Origin of the sequence: Thermoflexibacter ruber, assembly GCF_900113045.1 — a bacterium.
Taxonomy (GTDB): Bacteria; Bacteroidota; Bacteroidia; order Cytophagales; family Thermoflexibacteraceae; genus Thermoflexibacter; species Thermoflexibacter ruber.
The window spans coordinates 22,790-40,507 of sequence record NZ_FONY01000017.1; the positions used below are offsets into that span (position 1 = coordinate 22,790).

Annotated in this window: 15 protein-coding genes; 6 read left to right on the plus strand and 9 right to left on the minus strand. The window is 38.6% G+C overall.

Going from position 1 to position 17,718, the window contains the following annotated elements:
- Positions 1–349: 349 nt before the first annotated feature.
- The 4 genes from BM141_RS10455 (at position 350) to BM141_RS10470 (ending at position 7,827) form a co-directional block, all read left to right on the plus strand.
- Positions 350–1,390, plus strand: coding sequence for a FecR family protein (locus BM141_RS10455; protein WP_091544946.1), 1,041 nt, complete (start codon positions 350–352; stop codon positions 1,388–1,390).
- A 63-nt stretch (positions 1,391–1,453) separates the two neighbouring features.
- Positions 1,454–4,906, plus strand: a complete 3,453-nt coding sequence (locus tag BM141_RS10460) for a SusC/RagA family TonB-linked outer membrane protein (RefSeq protein ID WP_245764041.1) — start codon at positions 1,454–1,456, stop codon at positions 4,904–4,906.
- A gap of 153 nt (positions 4,907–5,059) precedes the next feature.
- A complete protein-coding gene (locus BM141_RS10465; RefSeq protein ID WP_091544948.1) occupies positions 5,060–6,592 on the plus strand; it encodes a RagB/SusD family nutrient uptake outer membrane protein in 1,533 nt (510 codons plus the stop codon).
- 128 nt (positions 6,593–6,720) lie between these two features.
- Positions 6,721–7,827: an endo-1,4-beta-xylanase gene (locus BM141_RS10470; RefSeq protein ID WP_221407666.1), complete on the plus strand. Its 1,107-nt coding sequence runs from the start codon at positions 6,721–6,723 to the stop codon at positions 7,825–7,827.
- Positions 7,828–7,962: 135 nt separating this feature from the next.
- Here the strand turns inward: BM141_RS10470 and BM141_RS10475 are convergent, their stop codons facing one another.
- The 6 genes from BM141_RS10475 to BM141_RS10495 form a co-directional block, all read right to left on the minus strand.
- Entirely contained in the window at positions 7,963–8,166 is a 204-nt protein-coding gene (locus tag BM141_RS10475) for a heavy-metal-associated domain-containing protein (RefSeq protein ID WP_091544950.1), read from the minus strand.
- A 355-nt stretch (positions 8,167–8,521) separates the two neighbouring features.
- Complete coding sequence (locus tag BM141_RS10480; RefSeq protein ID WP_091544951.1) at positions 8,522–8,710, minus strand: transposase; 189 nt, start codon at positions 8,708–8,710, stop codon at positions 8,522–8,524.
- A gap of 48 nt (positions 8,711–8,758) precedes the next feature.
- Positions 8,759–9,070: a hypothetical protein gene (locus tag BM141_RS10485; protein ID WP_091544952.1), complete on the minus strand. Its 312-nt coding sequence runs from the start codon at positions 9,068–9,070 to the stop codon at positions 8,759–8,761.
- Between the two features lie 273 nt (positions 9,071–9,343).
- Positions 9,344–9,469 carry a hypothetical protein gene (locus BM141_RS23660; protein ID WP_262509454.1) on the minus strand — a complete coding sequence of 42 codons (126 nt, stop codon included), beginning with the start codon at positions 9,467–9,469 and terminating at the stop codon, positions 9,344–9,346.
- 76 nt (positions 9,470–9,545) lie between these two features.
- Positions 9,546–11,102, minus strand: coding sequence for a sodium:solute symporter family transporter (locus tag BM141_RS10490; protein ID WP_091544953.1), 1,557 nt, complete (start codon positions 11,100–11,102; stop codon positions 9,546–9,548).
- 86 nt (positions 11,103–11,188) lie between these two features.
- Positions 11,189–11,491, minus strand: coding sequence for a DUF485 domain-containing protein (locus BM141_RS10495; RefSeq protein ID WP_091545072.1), 303 nt, complete (start codon positions 11,489–11,491; stop codon positions 11,189–11,191).
- A gap of 77 nt (positions 11,492–11,568) precedes the next feature.
- On the opposite strand from BM141_RS10495, the gene BM141_RS10500 reads away from it, so the two are divergent.
- A complete protein-coding gene (locus tag BM141_RS10500) occupies positions 11,569–12,336 on the plus strand; it encodes an FkbM family methyltransferase (RefSeq protein WP_091544954.1) in 768 nt (255 codons plus the stop codon).
- Between the two features lie 50 nt (positions 12,337–12,386).
- Here BM141_RS10500 and BM141_RS10505 read toward each other — a convergent pair whose 3' ends face one another.
- Both BM141_RS10505 and BM141_RS10510 read right to left on the minus strand, forming a co-directional pair.
- Positions 12,387–13,385: an AAA family ATPase gene (locus BM141_RS10505; protein ID WP_091544955.1), complete on the minus strand. Its 999-nt coding sequence runs from the start codon at positions 13,383–13,385 to the stop codon at positions 12,387–12,389.
- A 163-nt stretch (positions 13,386–13,548) separates the two neighbouring features.
- Entirely contained in the window at positions 13,549–14,712 is a 1,164-nt protein-coding gene (locus BM141_RS10510; protein ID WP_091544956.1) for a homogentisate 1,2-dioxygenase, read from the minus strand.
- 162 nt (positions 14,713–14,874) lie between these two features.
- Here BM141_RS10510 and BM141_RS10515 point away from each other — a divergent pair, with 162 nt between their 5' ends.
- Positions 14,875–15,573: an SIR2 family NAD-dependent protein deacylase gene (locus BM141_RS10515; RefSeq protein WP_091544957.1), complete on the plus strand. Its 699-nt coding sequence runs from the start codon at positions 14,875–14,877 to the stop codon at positions 15,571–15,573.
- An 18-nt stretch (positions 15,574–15,591) separates the two neighbouring features.
- Here the strand turns inward: BM141_RS10515 and BM141_RS10520 are convergent, their stop codons facing one another.
- Positions 15,592–17,403, minus strand: a complete 1,812-nt coding sequence (locus BM141_RS10520; RefSeq protein WP_091544958.1) for a TrkH family potassium uptake protein — start codon at positions 17,401–17,403, stop codon at positions 15,592–15,594.
- Between the last annotated feature and the right edge of the window lie 315 nt (positions 17,404–17,718).

Genomic DNA, 17,718 nt, shown 5'->3' on the forward strand with positions numbered 1-17,718 from the left:
TTTTAAAAGATTGTTAAAATACAAAGAAAAAACAATAAAATCCAATTTGAATTTGCTGCTTTTTTCATTTTACTAAAAGATGCAGCTAAAACTTACAAGTGTGGATTAGCCTGCAATTTTGGTTTATCTGCAATTTCAATCAAATATCTACAGCCTATTAAGTGGGCTTTGATGAGTCCTTCTGCCTAAGTATAATGAGTAAAGGTAATGCTTTATTGCACATCATATTAAATTTGACAGTTCTTGGAAAAAATTTTTTCCAAAGTGAGTACAAAACTAATGAGGCAGCCTTTATAAGCATAAAGAATACTCAAGAACAGTTATTAAAGTGTATAAACTTTGGAATGACATGACTACAAACAACTACCAAAATTATTCATTAGAGGATTTTCTGGAAGATAAGTATTTCAGAGATTGGGTAAAGTGTCCTAATGAGCAGACTGATGAGTTTTGGAAAAGTATGCAAAAGCAATCTCCAGAAAAAGAAGCGATGATTGCTCAAGCAAGGTTGATTTTATTGGGCTTTATGGTAGAGGAAGAAGTTGTGAGTAAAGAAAACATAGATTTATTATGGCAAAAAGTGCAACAAAAGCAAAAACTTTCAGTTTTTTATAAAAATTCACAAAGACCTCTTTTTTCAAAGCCTTCTGCACGTATGTATAGTGTGGCGGCAAGTTTGGCTTTACTGATGGTTGTTAGCATCGTGTTTTGGTATAATTATATAAGGTTTGTACCTATCGTTTATCAAACAAAGTATGGTCAAATGCAAACGATTGTGTTACCTGATGGCTCAAAAGTAATGTTGAATGCCAATAGCCGTTTGGAGATTCATAAAGAGTGGAAAGAAACTGAAAGTAGAGAGCTTAGTTTAGTAGGAGAAGCATTTTTTGAGGTAGAAAAAAAGCCAGCTACCGAGCAGAAATTTATAGTGCATACGGCAGATTTAGATGTAGTGGTGTTAGGGACAAGTTTTAATGTGAGTGATAGGTATGCCAAAACCAAAGTCGTATTAAAGGAAGGAGCGGTAACACTTAAACTAAATAATAAGCAAGGCGTGAGAAACGAACAGGAAATAGTGATGCAAGTAGGGGAGATGGTAGAGTTTTCTAAAAAAGAAAACAAACTCGTAAAGCAAAAAGTCAATGCGGAAAGATATGCCTCTTGGAAAGAAAACAAGTTAATTTTTGAAGATACACCCATGCGAGAGATTGCCCTCTTAATCCAAGAAAATTACGGATTAGAGGTCAGTTTCGAGGACGAATCTTTGGCGAAACGCAAAATTACTGGTACTATTCCAAGTCAGAACTTACAAATTCTTCTATCCAGTCTGGAAACCATCTTTGATGTGAAAATAACCCAAAAAAATGAAAAACTAATTCTCGGGAAGTGAACCCTTGATAGTTGTAACTTAACAAACGAAAAATAAATTTTAACAAAACCAAATTGTATGAAAATGAAAAAGCGATTACTAACAGTGCTGTGCCTTGGTGCATTGTTACTTTGGCAATCAGCAGGTTATGCTCAGGAAGTAACCTTAGCAAGGCATGATGAAAAGCCTTCTGAAAGAACCTCTTTGGTCAGGAAGCACCTCAAAGACGTGATTCAAGACCTTAAAAAGCGTTTTGACGTAGATTTTATTTACGAGAATGACATTTTAGAGGGTAAGAAAGTTACCTATACGCCTCAAAAAAACGAGCCTATTGAGCATGTACTTGAGAATGTACTAACTTCCGTCAATTTGAGATACAAGAAGATAGACCAGAAAGTGTATGCAATTGTTTCGCAAACGATTGAGAAGAAGAATATCAACAAGTTAGATAGAGGAATAGCCTCCACATCTGAGCAGCAAGGGAAATTTTTTGCTCCTATTATTGAGCTGAATAGCTTTGACAGGAAATTTACTTTGACTCGCTTAGAAAGACGCATCTCAGGAAAGGTTACTTCTGCCGAAGATGGACAGCCCCTGCCCGGTGTAAGTATTTTACTAAAAGGAACTACTACAGGTACAGTTACGGATTCTGAGGGTAGATATGCACTTAGTATCCCTGATGCTGGAGGCACTTTAGTATTTTCTTATGTAGGTTTCGTTACCCAAGAGATAGTGGTAGGCACAAGTAATGAACTTAATATCACTATGGTAGCTGATGTAAGAGCCTTAGAGCAAGTAGTAGTGGTAGGTTATGGTACGCAAAAGCGTGAAGCTATTACGGGTGCTATCTCTACAGTAAGTGCAAAGGAAGTAGCGGCTCTGCCTGTGCCTAACGTAGGTGCGGCTTTGCAAGGACGTGTGGCAGGGGTTACAGTTACCAACAATGGTGCGCCGGGCGAAGCTCCGATTGTGCGTATTCGCGGGATTGGTTCTATCACCTACGGTTCTGGACCTTTGTATGTCATTGATGGTTTCCCCACAGGTGATTTGAATAGCTTTGATACCAGAGATATAGAATCAGTAGAAGTATTGAGAGATGCAAGTGCAGCTGCCATCTATGGCTCGAGAGCTTCAAACGGAGTAATTTTGATTACTACGAAAAAAGGAAAACGCAATAGTAAACTCAATGTCAATGTAGATTCTTATTGGGGTGTACAGTCTGCATGGAGGCAATTAGACCTGCTAAATAGAGAGCAATATGTGCAGTATGCGACTGCCCTACTTACCAATGCAGGTAATGCGCTTCCTCCAAGATTTGCTAACTTTAACGAACCTATTTATCCTGGTGCTTCTCAAACTTTTGCTCAGACCAATACTGATTGGCAAGCGGAGATGTTCCGCAATGCAAGCATTAGGCAACATACGTTAACTATTTCTGGAGGGAATGACAAATCTCGCTTCTTTTCTTCTGGAGGTTATTTTAAACAAGATGGTATTATGCTTGGTACAGGCTATGAGAGGGGCAATTTCCGCTTCAACTCCGACCACCAAATTAGTAATCGTATCACTTTTGGACAAACAATTACTATTGCCTATGATAGTAGATTTAATGAAAATAGCCCCGGTGGACGTACTCAGATTCAAAACATGATGAGGATGACTCCTTATATCCCTGTGATGAACCCTACTAATGTTGGTGGGTTTGGTGGGGCAACAGGGGCTGATGCTTCTGACCCTCAAAACCCTGTGCGTGCCGCTTTGCAAGATATTAACAATACGCAAAGAATGAAGTTGTTAGGTAATGCCTTTGTGGAGGTAGAATTAGCAAAGTTCTTAAGATATAAGTTCACCGCAGGTTTAGACTACGTTTCTGCACGTACTTACCAATTCTCTCCTATTTATAGCGAAGGTTTTAACTCTCGAAACCCAGCTACTATCAACGATAATAGAGATTTATTCTTTTCCCCTATTTACACCAACCAATTGACTTTTGACAAGGCTTTTGGCAAGCATAATATCAATGCGGCAGCCGTAGCTGAAAGACAGGAGTTTACTTTTATTGGCTTAGGTACAAGTGGTCAGTTTTCCTCTAACACTATCAGAGAAATGACAGGTACTACTAACCAAACTTCCTCTGGAAATCGTCAAGTCAATATTTTGGTTTCTTACCTTGGTCGTGTGAACTATGACTACGCAGGCAAGTACCTATTGAGTGCTTCTATTCGTTATGACGGATCTTCTAAGTTTGCACCCGGAAATAAGTGGGGGGCTTTTCCTTCTGCTTCTGTAGGCTGGCGAATAAGTCAAGAAGACTTTATGAAAGATATTTCTCAAATTTCTGAATTGAAATTGAGAGCAAGTTATGGGACTATGGGCTTCAATGGCATAGGTAACTATGATTGGCAAGTAGCGATTAACCCAAATACTTTTGCTGTAATTGGTGGTTCTACCCAACAAGGTGCATTTTTTAACCAATTGGGAAATACAGATTTGAAATGGGAGAAAACCGAAATGACCAATATCGGCTTAGATTTGGGCTTATTTGATAATAAATTTACCTTAGCTGCAGAGTATTACAGAAGATTGACCAAAGACTTGATATTAGCACAGCCCATTCCAAACTCATTGGGTTATTCTCAACCTCCTATAGTAAACATTGGTAGCATGGAAAATACAGGTTTAGAGTTTGTTTTAGGTTACAATAACAAGTTTGGAGATTTGACCTTCAATGCCAATGCCAACATTAGCTTCTTGAATAACAAAGTATTAAACTTAGCTACAGAAACCTCTTCTTTATTTGCGGGGGCTAATCCAGACTTTGGCGGTTTTGATATTACTCGTACAGTAGCAGGTCAGCCTATCCAACATTTCTTTGGTTGGAGGAGAGTAGGTATATTCCAAAGCCAAGCAGAGATAGACGCCGCACCAAGGCAACCTAATGCACGGCCAGGTGATATTCGTTTTGAGGACATTAATGGAGATAGGATAATAGATGCGGCAGATCGTACTATCTTAGGAAGCTACTTGCCTAAGTTTACTTATGGGGCTAATTTCGCTCTAAACTATAAAGGTTTTGACTTGACTATATTCTTACAAGGAGTAGGTGGCAATAAAATCTATAATGCTAACAAGGTAACAGGTCAAGGTATGTTACGATTATTTAATGCCCAAACAGATGTGCTAAGAGCATGGACTCCAAGCAATACCAATACAGATGTGCCAAGAGCAGTAAACGGAGACCCTAATCAAAATAGTCGTACCTCAGACCGTTTTATTGAGAATGGTTCGTATATGAGAATCAAGAACCTTGTCTTGGGTTATTCTGTGCCAAGTTCTTTATTAGATTCCTTTACCAAAGGTTCTATCAAGACAGCTCGTGTATATTTCTCTGCACAAAACTTATTGACTTTTACTAAGTACACAGGTTATGACCCAGAAGTAGGTTCTCGTAATAACAATAACCTCACTAATGGTATAGATTATGGTCAGTTCCCACAAGCACGTACATTGATGTTAGGGGTGCAGTTTGGGTTTTAATTTCATTTAGGTATTCCACTTCTTCTTAACTTAAAGGTGGAATATCTGAGTAAAACTGAAAGTCTAACATTCGTTAAAAAGGCAAAAAACTATAAACAAATTTTGTTACAAAAAGTATAAGCATTAAATTTAACTTACTAAATCATAGTAGATATGTTAAAAAAATATTTTTTTATTTCCATAGCTTCCTTGCTCTTGCTGGTAGCTTGTAGCAAAGGGTTAGACCAATTAGACCCTAACCGCGTAACTACGGATAAGTTCTTTTCCAATGCCAATGAGGTGACGAATGCAGTGAATTCTATTTATGCTATTATTCAGTCCAATAGCTTGGTGGCAAGAGAATACTGGTTTTTGCACGACCTTCGCTCTGATGATGTAGCTTCTGGGGGGGGGCAGTTGGAAACGCCTCGTAATCAGTTATTGATAGGTTCTCATGACCCCAATAACTCCGTGATGAATGATGTGTGGAGAGGGCTTTATCGTGCTATTCACCGTGCTAATTCCGTTGTAGAATTTGCCCCTCGTGCTACTATGGACGACAATCTAAGAAGAAGGTTAGTAGGTGAAGCAAGATTCTGGAGAGCATGGTCTTACTTTGAGTTAGTGTCATTATGGGGAGGAGTTCCTCTTTATACAGAAACCATAAAAACTCCCGCAGGGACAGCAGGAAGAGCAACAGCTGACGCAGTTTATCAGCAAATTATTGCAGATTTGAAAGAAGCTCAGACAGCCCTGCCTGCTCGCTACGAGGGAGCAAATGCTGGGAGAGTAACTTCTGGGGCGGCGAGTGCCTTGTTAGGTAAGGTTTATATGCATCGCAACGATTACAACGCCGCAAAGACAGAGTTGCAAAAAGTGATTAGCTCAGGGGTATATAGATTGGTAGATAATTACATTGATAACTTCTTAGAAGAAACTGAACTAAATGCAGAATCAGTCTTGGAAATAGGTTATTCAAAAATCGGTGATGTAAACTGGGACGGCGATGGTAATGGTGCAGGTAATAACGAAACCACTCCAAGAAGTCAAGAATACGCGGCGATTGGCTGGAGAAACTGTATCCCTTCTGACCGTCTCATCAATGAGTTTGAAACCGTTAAGCGTGGTGATGCCAAAGATGACCCTCGCTATCGCATGAGTTTCTACTTCTTAGGAGACAGGTTCAACAATGATAGGGATGTACTTACGAATGACAGAGTACAAGGTAATCTCTCTACAGTAGATGGAGAAAGAACCAAAGTAAGTTGGAGAAAGTATGCTGCGATGTATAAGACAGCAGATACTTATTATACTTCTGGTATCAATATGCGTTTGATGCGTTATGCAGAAGTACTGCTTATGATGGCTGAGTGCGAAATAGAAACAGGAAACTTAGCAGGGGCAGTGGCTTTGATGAACCAAGTAAGGGCAAGACCCAGCGTAGCTATGCCTCCCTATCCAACAGCTAAGTTCCCTACAAGTACAAAAGACCAAGTATTTGCGGCCTTGGTGCATGAGAAAAGTGTAGAATTGGGTGGAGAATGGATAAGAAATAGAGATTTATTGCGTTGGAGGGCGCAAAATAAACTCACTCGCGAACCTTTCTCTTACTTCCAAAGAAATAAGCACGAGCTACTACCTATTCCTCAGCAAGAAATAGACAATAATAGTAGAGTAGAGCAAAAAGACCAAAATCCTGGCTATTAATCTGAAAACTAAACAACTAAGTAAAAACGAGTTAAGCATCATGTTTAACTCGTTTTTTACTTAATTTCATGAACGAGTCTTTCAAAAATTGTTTTAATCTATCAACGCCAAAAACTAAACTTATGAAAATGAACAAATTAATTATATTTTTATCGACTATATTTGCAATAATGCTTTTGAGCGTTAGTTGCAAAAAAAACATAGATACTGTTCAGAATCCAAAGCCTGATAATAGTACCCCATTTGTACCTGAGCAGACCTTGAAAGAAAAAGCCCCATTCCCCATAGGAGCATCTATTGACCCTACACATTTGAAAACTAACTTACGCTATAAAAATGTGTTGATAAAAGAATTTAATAGCATCACTCCTGAAAATATGATGAAAATGAATATGATACAACCCGCTCCCAATCGCTTTGACTATACTAAAGCAGATGAGTTGGTAAACTTTGCTATTCAAGATAAAAAAAGAATACATGGACATGCACTTATTTGGCACGAGAGCTTACCGACATGGGTACAGAACTTTCAAGGGGATTCCCTTGCTTGGGAAAATTTATTTAAAACACATATACAAACAGTAGTAGGTTACTACAAAGGCAAATTAGCAGGTTGGGACGTTGTAAACGAAGCAATTGGTAACGATGGAGGCACCAGAAATGATAACACTAATCAAGGCAGTATTTGGCGGAGAAAGTTAGGAGCAGACTATGTAGCAAGGGCTTTCTTGTACGCAAGGCAAGCCGATCCTGACGTGTTACTTTTTTACAATGACTATGGGCAAGAAAGCAATCCTAAAAAATTACAGGCTATTATTAGTTTAGTACAGGATTTGAAAAGACGCAATATCCCCATAGACGGCTTGGGCTTGCAGATGCACATAGACATCAATACCTCTGAGGCAGGCATTAACTATGCCATTCAAGAATCTGTAAAAACAGGTTTGAAAATACATATTTCTGAAATAGACATAGCTTTAAATCCCAGCAACAGTACTTTGGAAAAACCTACGGCAGAGATGCTTGAGAGACAGCGACAAAAATACCTAATGGTGGTAAGAGCCTATAAAAACCTCGTGCCTAAAGCGCAGCAATACGGCATTACCCAATGGAATGTAGGTGACGCAGACAGTTGGATTCGCTCTTACCTCAAAAGAAATGATTTCCCTTTGATTTTTGATGTAAACTATGACCGTAAACCGTCCTATTATGGGGTTTTGGAAGGGTTCAAATAAAAATGCAACAAGTGGAAAATAAATGTAAATCGAGTTGCTAAAATACTCTCATAAGTAAAAATTACTCTTTCTCCTCTCAGTCAGGATAGAGAGAGGAGAAAAAGTATAAAAAGCATTTACCAATGTGGTAGATTATTAGTTTTCTCGTGCTTTAAACCCTGCTTTTTCTATAAGTTGGATGAGTTGTTTTTTATCTATATCTCCTTTTACAGTCAGCACTTTCTCGGGGTGTTGAATATCTACTTCCCACGATTGAATATTGGTTGCTGCATTTAAAAAAGGAGTAACCTGTGCTACACACCCCATGCACTTAATATTAGTCTTTAATTTTATTTCCATGATTTTGTTGTTTGATGAATATTGCAATTTTTTGATGTTTCCTAATCATTTTCAAATAGAACACAGATTTGACAGATATAATTGATTTTTACAGATAGAAAATCTGCATTTGTTCAGTCCGTTTTATCTGTGCCAAAACTTTACTTTTTCATGTTGATTTTTGCTAAAAATACAGGAAGCACCAAATCTTTTATTTGACAAAATTAATGGAATCAAGGGAGAAATTGTTTACATACTCTTAGTTATGATGTGTAAAATTTCGTAACTGTTTAGTTAGTCCTTAATTGCACATTGATTTTGGCATTGATATACTCCCTTGCCTTGCTGGCTGGATTGGTAAAGGGCTAATCAAAAATCACTCATCTTGGCTGCCCTGCTCGCTGACTGCCTTTAACTCTCGTAACAGATGTGCATGGTAAAGAGCCTGTTTGCAAGCATCAAAGCTAAAATAGCTTGACCAGCAATCATGAACCACATAAACCCGCAAGAAGGGTAATAAGGACGCATCTCTTGCCAATGCCTCTTTTTTTATCAACAAAGACATAAGTCAATAACTAATTGCAAACCGTATGAAACCAATGTAACTCTCCTGCTACATGCCTTCCCGTTTCATCAGCGTGCGCCACTGCTCAGCTTTGCAAACACACTTTGATTTGCGCTTCTTTCGCTCATATAAACACTCATTGGCACTCACTATCGTCCCCTCATTCAAAGCATAGCCAATATATATATCGGAAAAACATTGGCTTATTTTTTGATGAGGCAAGCGATAAGCTACATTCAACAGGCTCATAAAGGTCTTGGCTCGCTGACCATACTGAACAGGGGCAGCTACCTCCCAAGGGAAACGACCTACATGTGCCTGACCACAGCAAAGCCTACAACTAATCCTATGCGCTATCACCTCTAAGCGTGTCTCGGGTATATCAAATACCTAACGACAAGTAGGCAATAACTCATACGCCTCTTGCTCACTAAACTTACGACCACAACAACGACAAGTCTCAGCATGATGCACTACCACTTCCATTGTACTCCAGAAAGTGCAGAAACGGAGTTTTCTATTCCTTAGATTACTTCTGCTACCTACACTTGGACAACCAACAACCCTAATCTCCAAATCATCAGTGGGCAGGGACTAATAGGATAAGGGTGCTTAGGGCAGGGACTACTTGCCTTAACTATACTGTTTCTGTGAGCTATGATAGCGGCTGTGGGCAACTACGATTACTGCCACTACCAATGGCTCAGTGGGCGTAAGAGTAGCTAACGCTTGTGATGCAGGAGGCAGTCCAGCATTCAAAACGACCTCTATTAGCTGTTCTCCAATCTTAGCAAGTAAGCGGGGAGCAAATAAGGAAAATATAAACCTGTTATACTCACTCCGCTCCTACCCCCAAGTAAGACCTGAGCTTTTCTTTCTCAAATTTTGCCTCTGCCGCTGGCTCTTTGCTCATCAAGGACACTATCCAAGCAGTGAGGAAAGAGGCAGGAATGGAAATCAGGGCTGGATTTTTTAGCGGGAAAATGGCTGTTTCGTATTTTAAAATGTCCACCATAATAGTAGGGCTAAGGATAATCAGTAAAATCGCTGAAGATGAACCAACTATGATGCTTGCCGCAGTGCCTTTGGTAGTTAATTTTTTCCATAAAATAGACAAAAGCAAGGAAGGGAAATTGGCACTTGCCGCTATGGCAAAAGCCAAACCTACCATGAAAGCGACATTTTGTCCTTTGAATATCAAGCCTAAAAGTATGGCAAAAATGCCCAAAGCCAAGGTGGCTCTTTTAGCTACTTTGACTTCGCCTGCTTCATCAGATTTCCCTTTTTTAATCACATTTACGTATAGGTCATGGGAAATCGCTGTAGCCCCAGAGAGCGTCAAACCCGCAACTACTGCCAAAATAGTGGCAAAAGCTACCGCCGCAATGAAACCTAAAAATATACTACCTCCCACATTTTCAGAGAGTAACAAAGCTGCCATGTTGCCACCCTTGTCGAAAGTGCCAATGTTTTCCTGCCCAACTAAAACCATTGCCCCAAAGCCAATAATAAAAGTCAGAATATAAAAATATCCAATAAAACCTGTGGCAACAAAAACCGAAGTGCGCGCCGCTTTTGCATCAGGTACGGTATAAAAACGCATCAAGATATGAGGCAGCCCCGCTGTCCCAAGCATCAAAGCCAAGCCCAAAGAAACCGCATCAAAAGGATTGCTCACATAACTCCCCGCAGAAAGTACCGTATCTGTATATTTTTCTGCCGCTTGGTTAAAAAGTTCCACAGGGCTAAATCCAAACTCTAATAAGGTCATTACTACTAAAATACTCGCTCCCCCCAGCAATAAAACCGCCTTGATAATTTGTACCCAAGTAGTCGCTAACATGCCCCCAAATAGTACGTAAGCAATCATGACACAACCTACAATGATGACAGCCATCTCATAGCTCAAAAAAGGGAAAAGTGTTTTTATCAAACTTCCCGCCCCGACCATTTGGGCGATGAGATAAAAGGTAATGGTCAGAAGCGTCCCGATAGAAGCCGCAATTCGAATGGGCTTTTGCTGTAAGCGGTACGCCAAAACATCGGCAAAAGTATATTTCCCTAAATTTCTTAGCGGCTCGGCGATGAGAAAGGTAATGATAGGCCAGCCCACCAAAAAACCAATAGAATAAATCAAGCCGTCATAGCCTTTCATAGCTACCATGCCTGCTATGCCCAAAAAAGAGGCGGCACTCATGTAGTCTCCTGCCAAGGCAAGTCCATTTTGGAAGCCTGTAACGCTCCTTCCTGCGGCATAAAACTCTGAGGTAGTTTTCGTTTTCTTTGCCGCCCAGTAGGTAATGTAAAGTGTAATAGCTACAAAAATAAAAAACATAATGACTGAAATAGGTTCAGTCTGCCCAAGTGTAGTTTGGATTTGTAGAAGGTTCATGATATTACTTTTGACTTTGTTTGATGTTTAGAATAGTTTAGATATTTTGAGGTGGTGGCTCTGTATAATTGATTTATAAAAAACGCTTATATTTTCTTTTTTATCTCTCCCACAGTTTTATCGTAGCGATTATTTGCCCAATACACATAAATTCCCGTCAGAAGCCAAGAAAAAATAATGATACCTACCCCTAAAATTAAACCAATATTGATATGCAAGCCAATTTTAGTGGCTAAAAAATCTTTGGCAAAGGCAACGGCAAAGATAAAACCTAAATAAACGACTAACATCAAAGCAGTCAAAAAAAGGGCAACTGACCAACGTTGGGAAACCATTTTTTTAAATTCCGCAGATTCCAATATTTGATGTACTTGTTCTGTGCTTTTCATTTTCTTATTGATTTTCTTTTTCCAAATAAAAGAATCATTTAGTAAAAAAACTATTTTTGGGTTCAAAAATCAATAATATGCTTAAAAATCTTCTGCTCGGCAACAAATATTTACAACCTTTATACGAGTTTCTTTTCAAAGTAGCCCTTAAAGGCATGAACTATGATAGAGGGCATATCCCTGACCACAGCGGCGAAAGGTATGTATTAGAACTTTTGCAAAAAAATGCTCAGCAAGACAAACTCATGATTTTTGACGTAGGGGCTAATACAGGTCAGTATGCAGAAGTAGTCATCAATACCTTAAAAAAAGATTTTCAACTTCACTCCTTTGAACCTCAAAAAGAGGCTTTTAATCAATTGAAAAATGTGAGCAATGCACCTTTCTTTTTTCCTCATCACTTGGCTGTCGGGAGCGAACAGGGAGAATTAGAGCTATTTTACAACAGAGAAGGAAGCGTTTTTGCCTCTATGTTTCCTTCCTCTTACCAAAACTACGATATTTCTTTGGACAAATCTCAGAAAGTTCCCGTCATCAAACTTGACGACTTTTGCAAAGAAAACAATATCTATCAAATAGACTTGCTTAAAATCGATGTAGAAGGCTACGAAATAGAAGCGTTGAAAGGTTGCAAGGAACTAATAAGTGATAAAAAAGTGCAAATGATACAGTTTGAGTTTGGTATTGCCTCCATCAAAGCACGTATTTTCTTAGAAGACTTTTTTTTCCTCTTGGCTGACTATGACATTTACCGCATTTTGCAAAACGGCATTAGAAAGATTCACTACAGCGAGTACGCAGAGTTGTTTTTAACTACAAATTATTTGGCGATAAGAAAAAAATAAACCATTACAGGACTTAGATTCCTTGTAATGGTTTAAACTTATATTTGCAACTACTTAGTGATAGCTACCTTTTTCAAAATACCGTCAATAATATCCTTAGTTGTAACGCCCTCAGCTTCAGCTTCGTAGTTAAGAATGATTCTGTGGTTGAGTACATCGTAAGCGATTTCTTTGATATCTTCTGGAAGTACATAATCTCTGCCCTCAAAGAAAGCAATCGCCTTAGCGGCACGATTCATATTAATACTTGCACGAGGGGAAACTCCAAATTGGATAAAGGCAGCTTCCTCATTCAATCCGTACTCTTTTGGGCGGCGAGTAGCAAAGACCAGCTCTATAATGTACCTCTCCAAAGAATCAGATATTTTAACAGCATTAATCGCATCTCTGACTGCAAAGATTTCGCTTTTGGTTAAAACAGCATTGACATTGCTATCAAAAGTAAGATTGGACATACGACGCATGACCTCTAACTCAGACTCCTTGTCAGGATAGCTCACAAAAACCTTCATCATAAAGCGGTCTAACTGTGCTTCGGGAAGTGGGTAGGTACCTTCCTGCTCCACAGGGTTTTGCGTAGCTAATACTAAAAAGGGCTTGTCCAATTGGAAAGTAGTTTCGCCAATCGTTACCTGCTTTTCTTGCATAGACTCGAGCAGAGCGGACTGCACTTTGGCAGGAGAGCGGTTTACCTCATCTGCCAAAATCAAATTGGCAAAAATAGGTCCTTTTTTTACCTCAAACTCTGCTGTTTTTTGGTTGTAAATCATTGTCCCAATAAGGTCAGCAGGGAGTAAGTCAGGTGTGAATTGGATACGCTGAAAATCCAAGTGCAAAACTTTTGCAAGCGTATTGATAGTTAGGGTTTTGGCTAAACCCGGCACCCCTTCCAGAAGAATATGCCCATTAGTAAATAGCCCAATCAAAAGGCGGTTAATCATGTAGCGTTGCCCAACCACTACCTTGTTCATTTCCTCATATACTTGTTGGATTCGCAAACGCAAAGCTGACGCATCTAAGGGGGCTTTACCCCATTCTATATTTTCCATATTTTAAAATTCGTATCTAAGCAATTTTGCCAATTAAATTATTTAGCCCTATTCACTTTCATTTTTAGTTCGTGAAAACAGTAGCTAAATAATACAAGCCGTAAAAATAGAAATCTAATTGCAAATAAAGAACGATAAGTGTGTTAAGAATAGTAAAAAATACTTACAAACTTTCCATCCAAGATTTGTAATACTTCCCATCATCTATTTTCATAGCTTCAGTAGTCAGTTTGAGCGGTCTAAATGTATCGACCATAACAGCTAACTCATTGGTTTCTTTCTTCCCAATACTTCTTTCCATGGCGCCAGGGTGCGGTCCGTGAGGAATCCCGCCGGGGTGCAAAGTCATCTGTCCCTGTCCTATGTCGTTCCTACTCATAAAATCACCGTCCACATAGTAAAGCAATTCCTCTGAATCAATATTGCTATGATTGTAAGGTGCAGGAATCCCCCTTGGGTGGTAGTCATACAAACGCGGGCAAAAGGAACAAACTACAAAAGAATCTGTTTCAAAAGTTTGATGCACAGGCGGTGGCTGGTGTACTCGTCCCGTAATAGGCTCAAAATTGTGAATAGAGAAGCCATAAGGGAAATTATACCCGTCCCAACCCACTACATCGAAAGGGTGAGTAGCATAAACAAGTTGGTGAATCAAATCCTGTTTTTTTACTTTTATCAGGAAATCTCCCTTTTCATCATGAGTTTCTAAGTCTTGGGGTAGCTTGTAATCACGCTCGCAAAAAGGAGAATGTTCTAAAAGCTGCCCAAACCAATTTCGGTAGCGTTTCGGCGTATAAATGGGCTGATGTGATTCCAAGTAAAAAATTCTATTGTCCTGACTATCAAATTCTATTTGGTAAATCATGCCTCTTGGAATGAGCAAATAATCTCCATATTCAAAAGGAATAGTCCCCACCAAAGTTCGTAGTTTTCCAGAACCTTTGTGTATGAAAAGTAATTCGTCAGCATCAGCATTTTTATAAAAATAGCCATCCATAGATTGCTTAGGAGCCGCCACCCCAATCAGCACATCATTATTGAGCATCAAAGGCGTTCTGCTCTCTAAAAAATCCTCTTTGGGACTGACATTAAAGCCCAACATTTTGCGAGGAGTAATATTTTTCTCTACCGCAATCTCAGGTGCTACGCTGTACGCTTCCAAAATTTCCTTGACCATAGTAGGTCGGTAAGTATGGTAGAGCAAAGAAGCCATACCTACAAATCCTTCTGTGCCAAAAAGTTGTTCGTAGTAATACCCTCCATTAGGTTTTTCAAAAATGGTATGTCGTTTTTGAGGGATTTTTCCCAGCTTATGATAAATAGGCATATAGTTTATTGGTTACAATTTGTAAGTTATTTTTGATGTAAAGATAGGAAATTAGCAAAAATAAAGGAAGTTTAGGCAAGATGAAGTTTTTAAAAGAATTTTATAGGACTAACTTCTCCCATTTTTTGAAATAATATCTAATTTTGTCCAAAAGTAAAACCTATGTCAAAGAAAAAATTAGTCGTTTTATCAGGGGCAGGTATCAGTGCGGAAAGTGGAATCCCTACTTTCAGAGATGCAGGAGGACTTTGGGAAGGGCATGATGTCATGGAGGTAGCCTCTCCACAAGGCTGGCGAAAAAATCCAGCTTTGGTTTTAGATTTTTACAATCAGCGAAGAAAAGCCGCCAAGCAAGCCCAACCGAACAAAGCTCACCAGATAATCAAGCAGTTAGAAGACTACTTTGAGGTAACGGTCATTACCCAAAACGTAGATGACTTGCACGAGAAAGCAGGCTCAACTCACGTTATTCACCTACACGGCAGCCTGTTTAAAATGAGAAGTAGCTTAGATGAAAACCTAATTTTTAATATAGAAGGCGATATAAAATTGGGAGATAAATGTCCCAAAGGTTCTCAACTTCGCCCTCATATTGTTTGGTTTGGGGAGTCAGTTCCTTTGATATCTGTAGCCGCAGAGATAAGTGCAGAGGCAGATATTTTTCTCGTGGTAGGGACTTCGTTGCAGGTCTATCCCGCCGCAGGTCTGATAGATTACGTACATAGGGATACTTTGAAATTTTTGGTGGACTTGAATCCTCCTTCTGTCAGTCATATTAGAAATTTGACGGTCATTAGTGATAAAGCAAGTTCAGGTATGGAAAAAGTCATGGAAAAACTCTTAGAGATAAAAGCCTATTAAAGAAGAAGCAAGCAGTATTTACCCTATGAGCAAATGCGTCTTAGGGTACTCATACGCTGTACTAACCGCTTTTTTGCTCAATGCCAAAGCCAGCGTAACCGTGCCTACCCTCCCAATAAACATGGTCATGATGATGATAATTTTGCCTAATAATGAAAGGTCTGCTGTAATGCCCATGGACAGTCCAACCGTTGCAAAAGCAGAGATTTGCTCAAAAGCCACTTGTAAAATATCTTTTTCTGACTCTGTAATAGAAAGCAAAAAAATAGCTAAGCTATTGTAGCTCACGGCAAACATAAGCAAAGCAAAAGCACGATTAACAGCCTCTACTGGGATAGTTCTTCTTTCTATATTAATATTTTTTTGACCTGTAATGTTGGCAATAGAGGAGTATAAAATAACTACAAAAGTAGTGATTTTGATGCCACCTGCCGTAGAGCCAGACCCAGCCCCAATAAACATCATAAACATACACAAAATAAGCGTTGCATGTTGTAGCTTACTGAAATCCATAGAGTTAAACCCTGCTGTTCGCGTTACCACAGATTGGAAAAGAGCAGTAATAAAAGCTTCTATGATGGTTCTATCTCTCAACTTCTCAAACTCAAAAATCATAAATGCTACTATCCCTGTAACTACCAAAATAAAAGTAAAACGCAGTGTAATCCTTGTGTTGTGAGAGAGTTTTTTCCATGGAGTGATTATCCTGCTTTTGATATACTTAGGGTGGAAAACTTCTTCTATCACTGTAAATCCCAGCCCCCCTAAAATAATAAGTAAAGAAAGTACAAAATGTAATGTGTACATTCTTCCTGTTTTCATATCCTCGTCCAACATTCCCCCAGAGAAAAGGCTGAATCCTGCATTGCAAAATGCTGATATAGAATGAAATATAGAGAAAAAAACTTTCTCTCCCAAACTTTTAAACTGTTGGTCTGTGTCCCAAAGCTCCTCATCCCATGAAAAGAAAACAAGCAAAAACCCAATAAATTCTATCAAAAGCGTAATAAACACTACTTTACGCAAAAGTTGTTTGGCAGAAGCTAAATTTTCACTACTCAAAAAGTTTTGCATGATAGACTGTTGCCTTAGACTTACTCCACTTGACAAAAAACTGGAGAAAAAGGTAGCAAAAAGTACGATGCCTAAACCTCCTAATTGAATCAAAAGCATCAGTACCAACTTACCTTTAAAAGTAAAAAAAGTAGCCGTGTCCACCACTATCAATCCTGTAACACAAGAAGCACTCGCCGAGGTAAAAAGTGCATCTATGAAAGGCATAGACCCCTGTACCGTCATAGCGGGAAGCATAAGCAAAAAAGCTCCTCCTAAAATCAAAATCACAAAACTCATGACAAAGGTAGTTGCTGGTTTGAGTTTGAGTTCGGAAATGCGATTAGCACTTTTTGAAATTTCTAAGATAATAATGATAAATAGAAAAACACTGAGAAGATTTTGGTAGGTATTGACAGGATTGTCTATAGAAAATAGGTATAGGTAATACAAAAATAGGCGAAAACCAAACAGCCAATTAGCCAAGCCATATAAAATAATAATACTTGTCAAAAGCAGTTCTAAGCGTTCTCTATTGATAAAATCCCGTCGGTCAAAAGAAAACAGCATGCGTAGCCCAAATAAGATGACATAGATGAGAAATTGGAAATCAAATATTCTGAAAACTTCATTTGCCTCCTCATCTGAAAGCAAAAAACCGTAGCGATAGATAAGCAAAATGAAAGCAATAGAAACATTTATCTGAGATATTCTTCTGATTATCAGATTAATAATTTCGTTTCTTCTTACAATAAAAGTACCTAAGGTTTTCCACATAGAGCCTATTCTTGCTTGAAAGTGCTTTTATATTTTTCTCAAAGCATCAAAAGTATAAAAAATTTTAGTCTTTTCTTCTTAAATCTTTTTTTTCAAAAAGGCTTTTGAGAAACAATGTCAAAATAAGGACTAAATGTATGAAAATCACTTGTAAATGTTTACATATTTTGTACTTCTAAGTAAAATGATAGATTGCTTTTGAAACTTTTTAAGTACTTTTACCAAGAAAAATTTGTTTTTAGTCATGTAGATTTCAAAAAATCTTACTTATTTAGTGGCTAATTTTAAAAATTTCGTGTAGAAAACATTTTATTT

Bases quoted from the DNA above. Each gene is read 5' to 3' on its own strand.
- BM141_RS10455 (WP_091544946.1), top strand. From the start codon at position 350: ATGACTACAAACAACTACCAAAATTATTCATTAGAGGATTTTCTGGAA.
- BM141_RS10460 (WP_245764041.1), top strand. From the start codon at position 1,454: ATGAAAAAGCGATTACTAACAGTGCTGTGCCTTGGTGCATTGTTACTT.
- BM141_RS10465 (WP_091544948.1), top strand. From the start codon at position 5,060: ATGTTAAAAAAATATTTTTTTATTTCCATAGCTTCCTTGCTCTTGCTG.
- BM141_RS10470 (WP_221407666.1), top strand. From the start codon at position 6,721: ATGAACAAATTAATTATATTTTTATCGACTATATTTGCAATAATGCTT.
- BM141_RS10475 (WP_091544950.1), bottom strand. From the start codon at position 8,166: ATGGAAATAAAATTAAAGACTAATATTAAGTGCATGGGGTGTGTAGCA.
- BM141_RS10480 (WP_091544951.1), bottom strand. From the start codon at position 8,710: ATGTCTTTGTTGATAAAAAAAGAGGCATTGGCAAGAGATGCGTCCTTA.
- BM141_RS10490 (WP_091544953.1), bottom strand. From the start codon at position 11,102: ATGAACCTTCTACAAATCCAAACTACACTTGGGCAGACTGAACCTATT.
- BM141_RS10495 (WP_091545072.1), bottom strand. From the start codon at position 11,491: ATGAAAAGCACAGAACAAGTACATCAAATATTGGAATCTGCGGAATTT.
- BM141_RS10500 (WP_091544954.1), top strand. From the start codon at position 11,569: ATGCTTAAAAATCTTCTGCTCGGCAACAAATATTTACAACCTTTATAC.
- BM141_RS10505 (WP_091544955.1), bottom strand. From the start codon at position 13,385: ATGGAAAATATAGAATGGGGTAAAGCCCCCTTAGATGCGTCAGCTTTG.
- BM141_RS10510 (WP_091544956.1), bottom strand. From the start codon at position 14,712: ATGCCTATTTATCATAAGCTGGGAAAAATCCCTCAAAAACGACATACC.
- BM141_RS10515 (WP_091544957.1), top strand. From the start codon at position 14,875: ATGTCAAAGAAAAAATTAGTCGTTTTATCAGGGGCAGGTATCAGTGCG.
- BM141_RS10520 (WP_091544958.1), bottom strand. From the start codon at position 17,403: ATGTGGAAAACCTTAGGTACTTTTATTGTAAGAAGAAACGAAATTATT.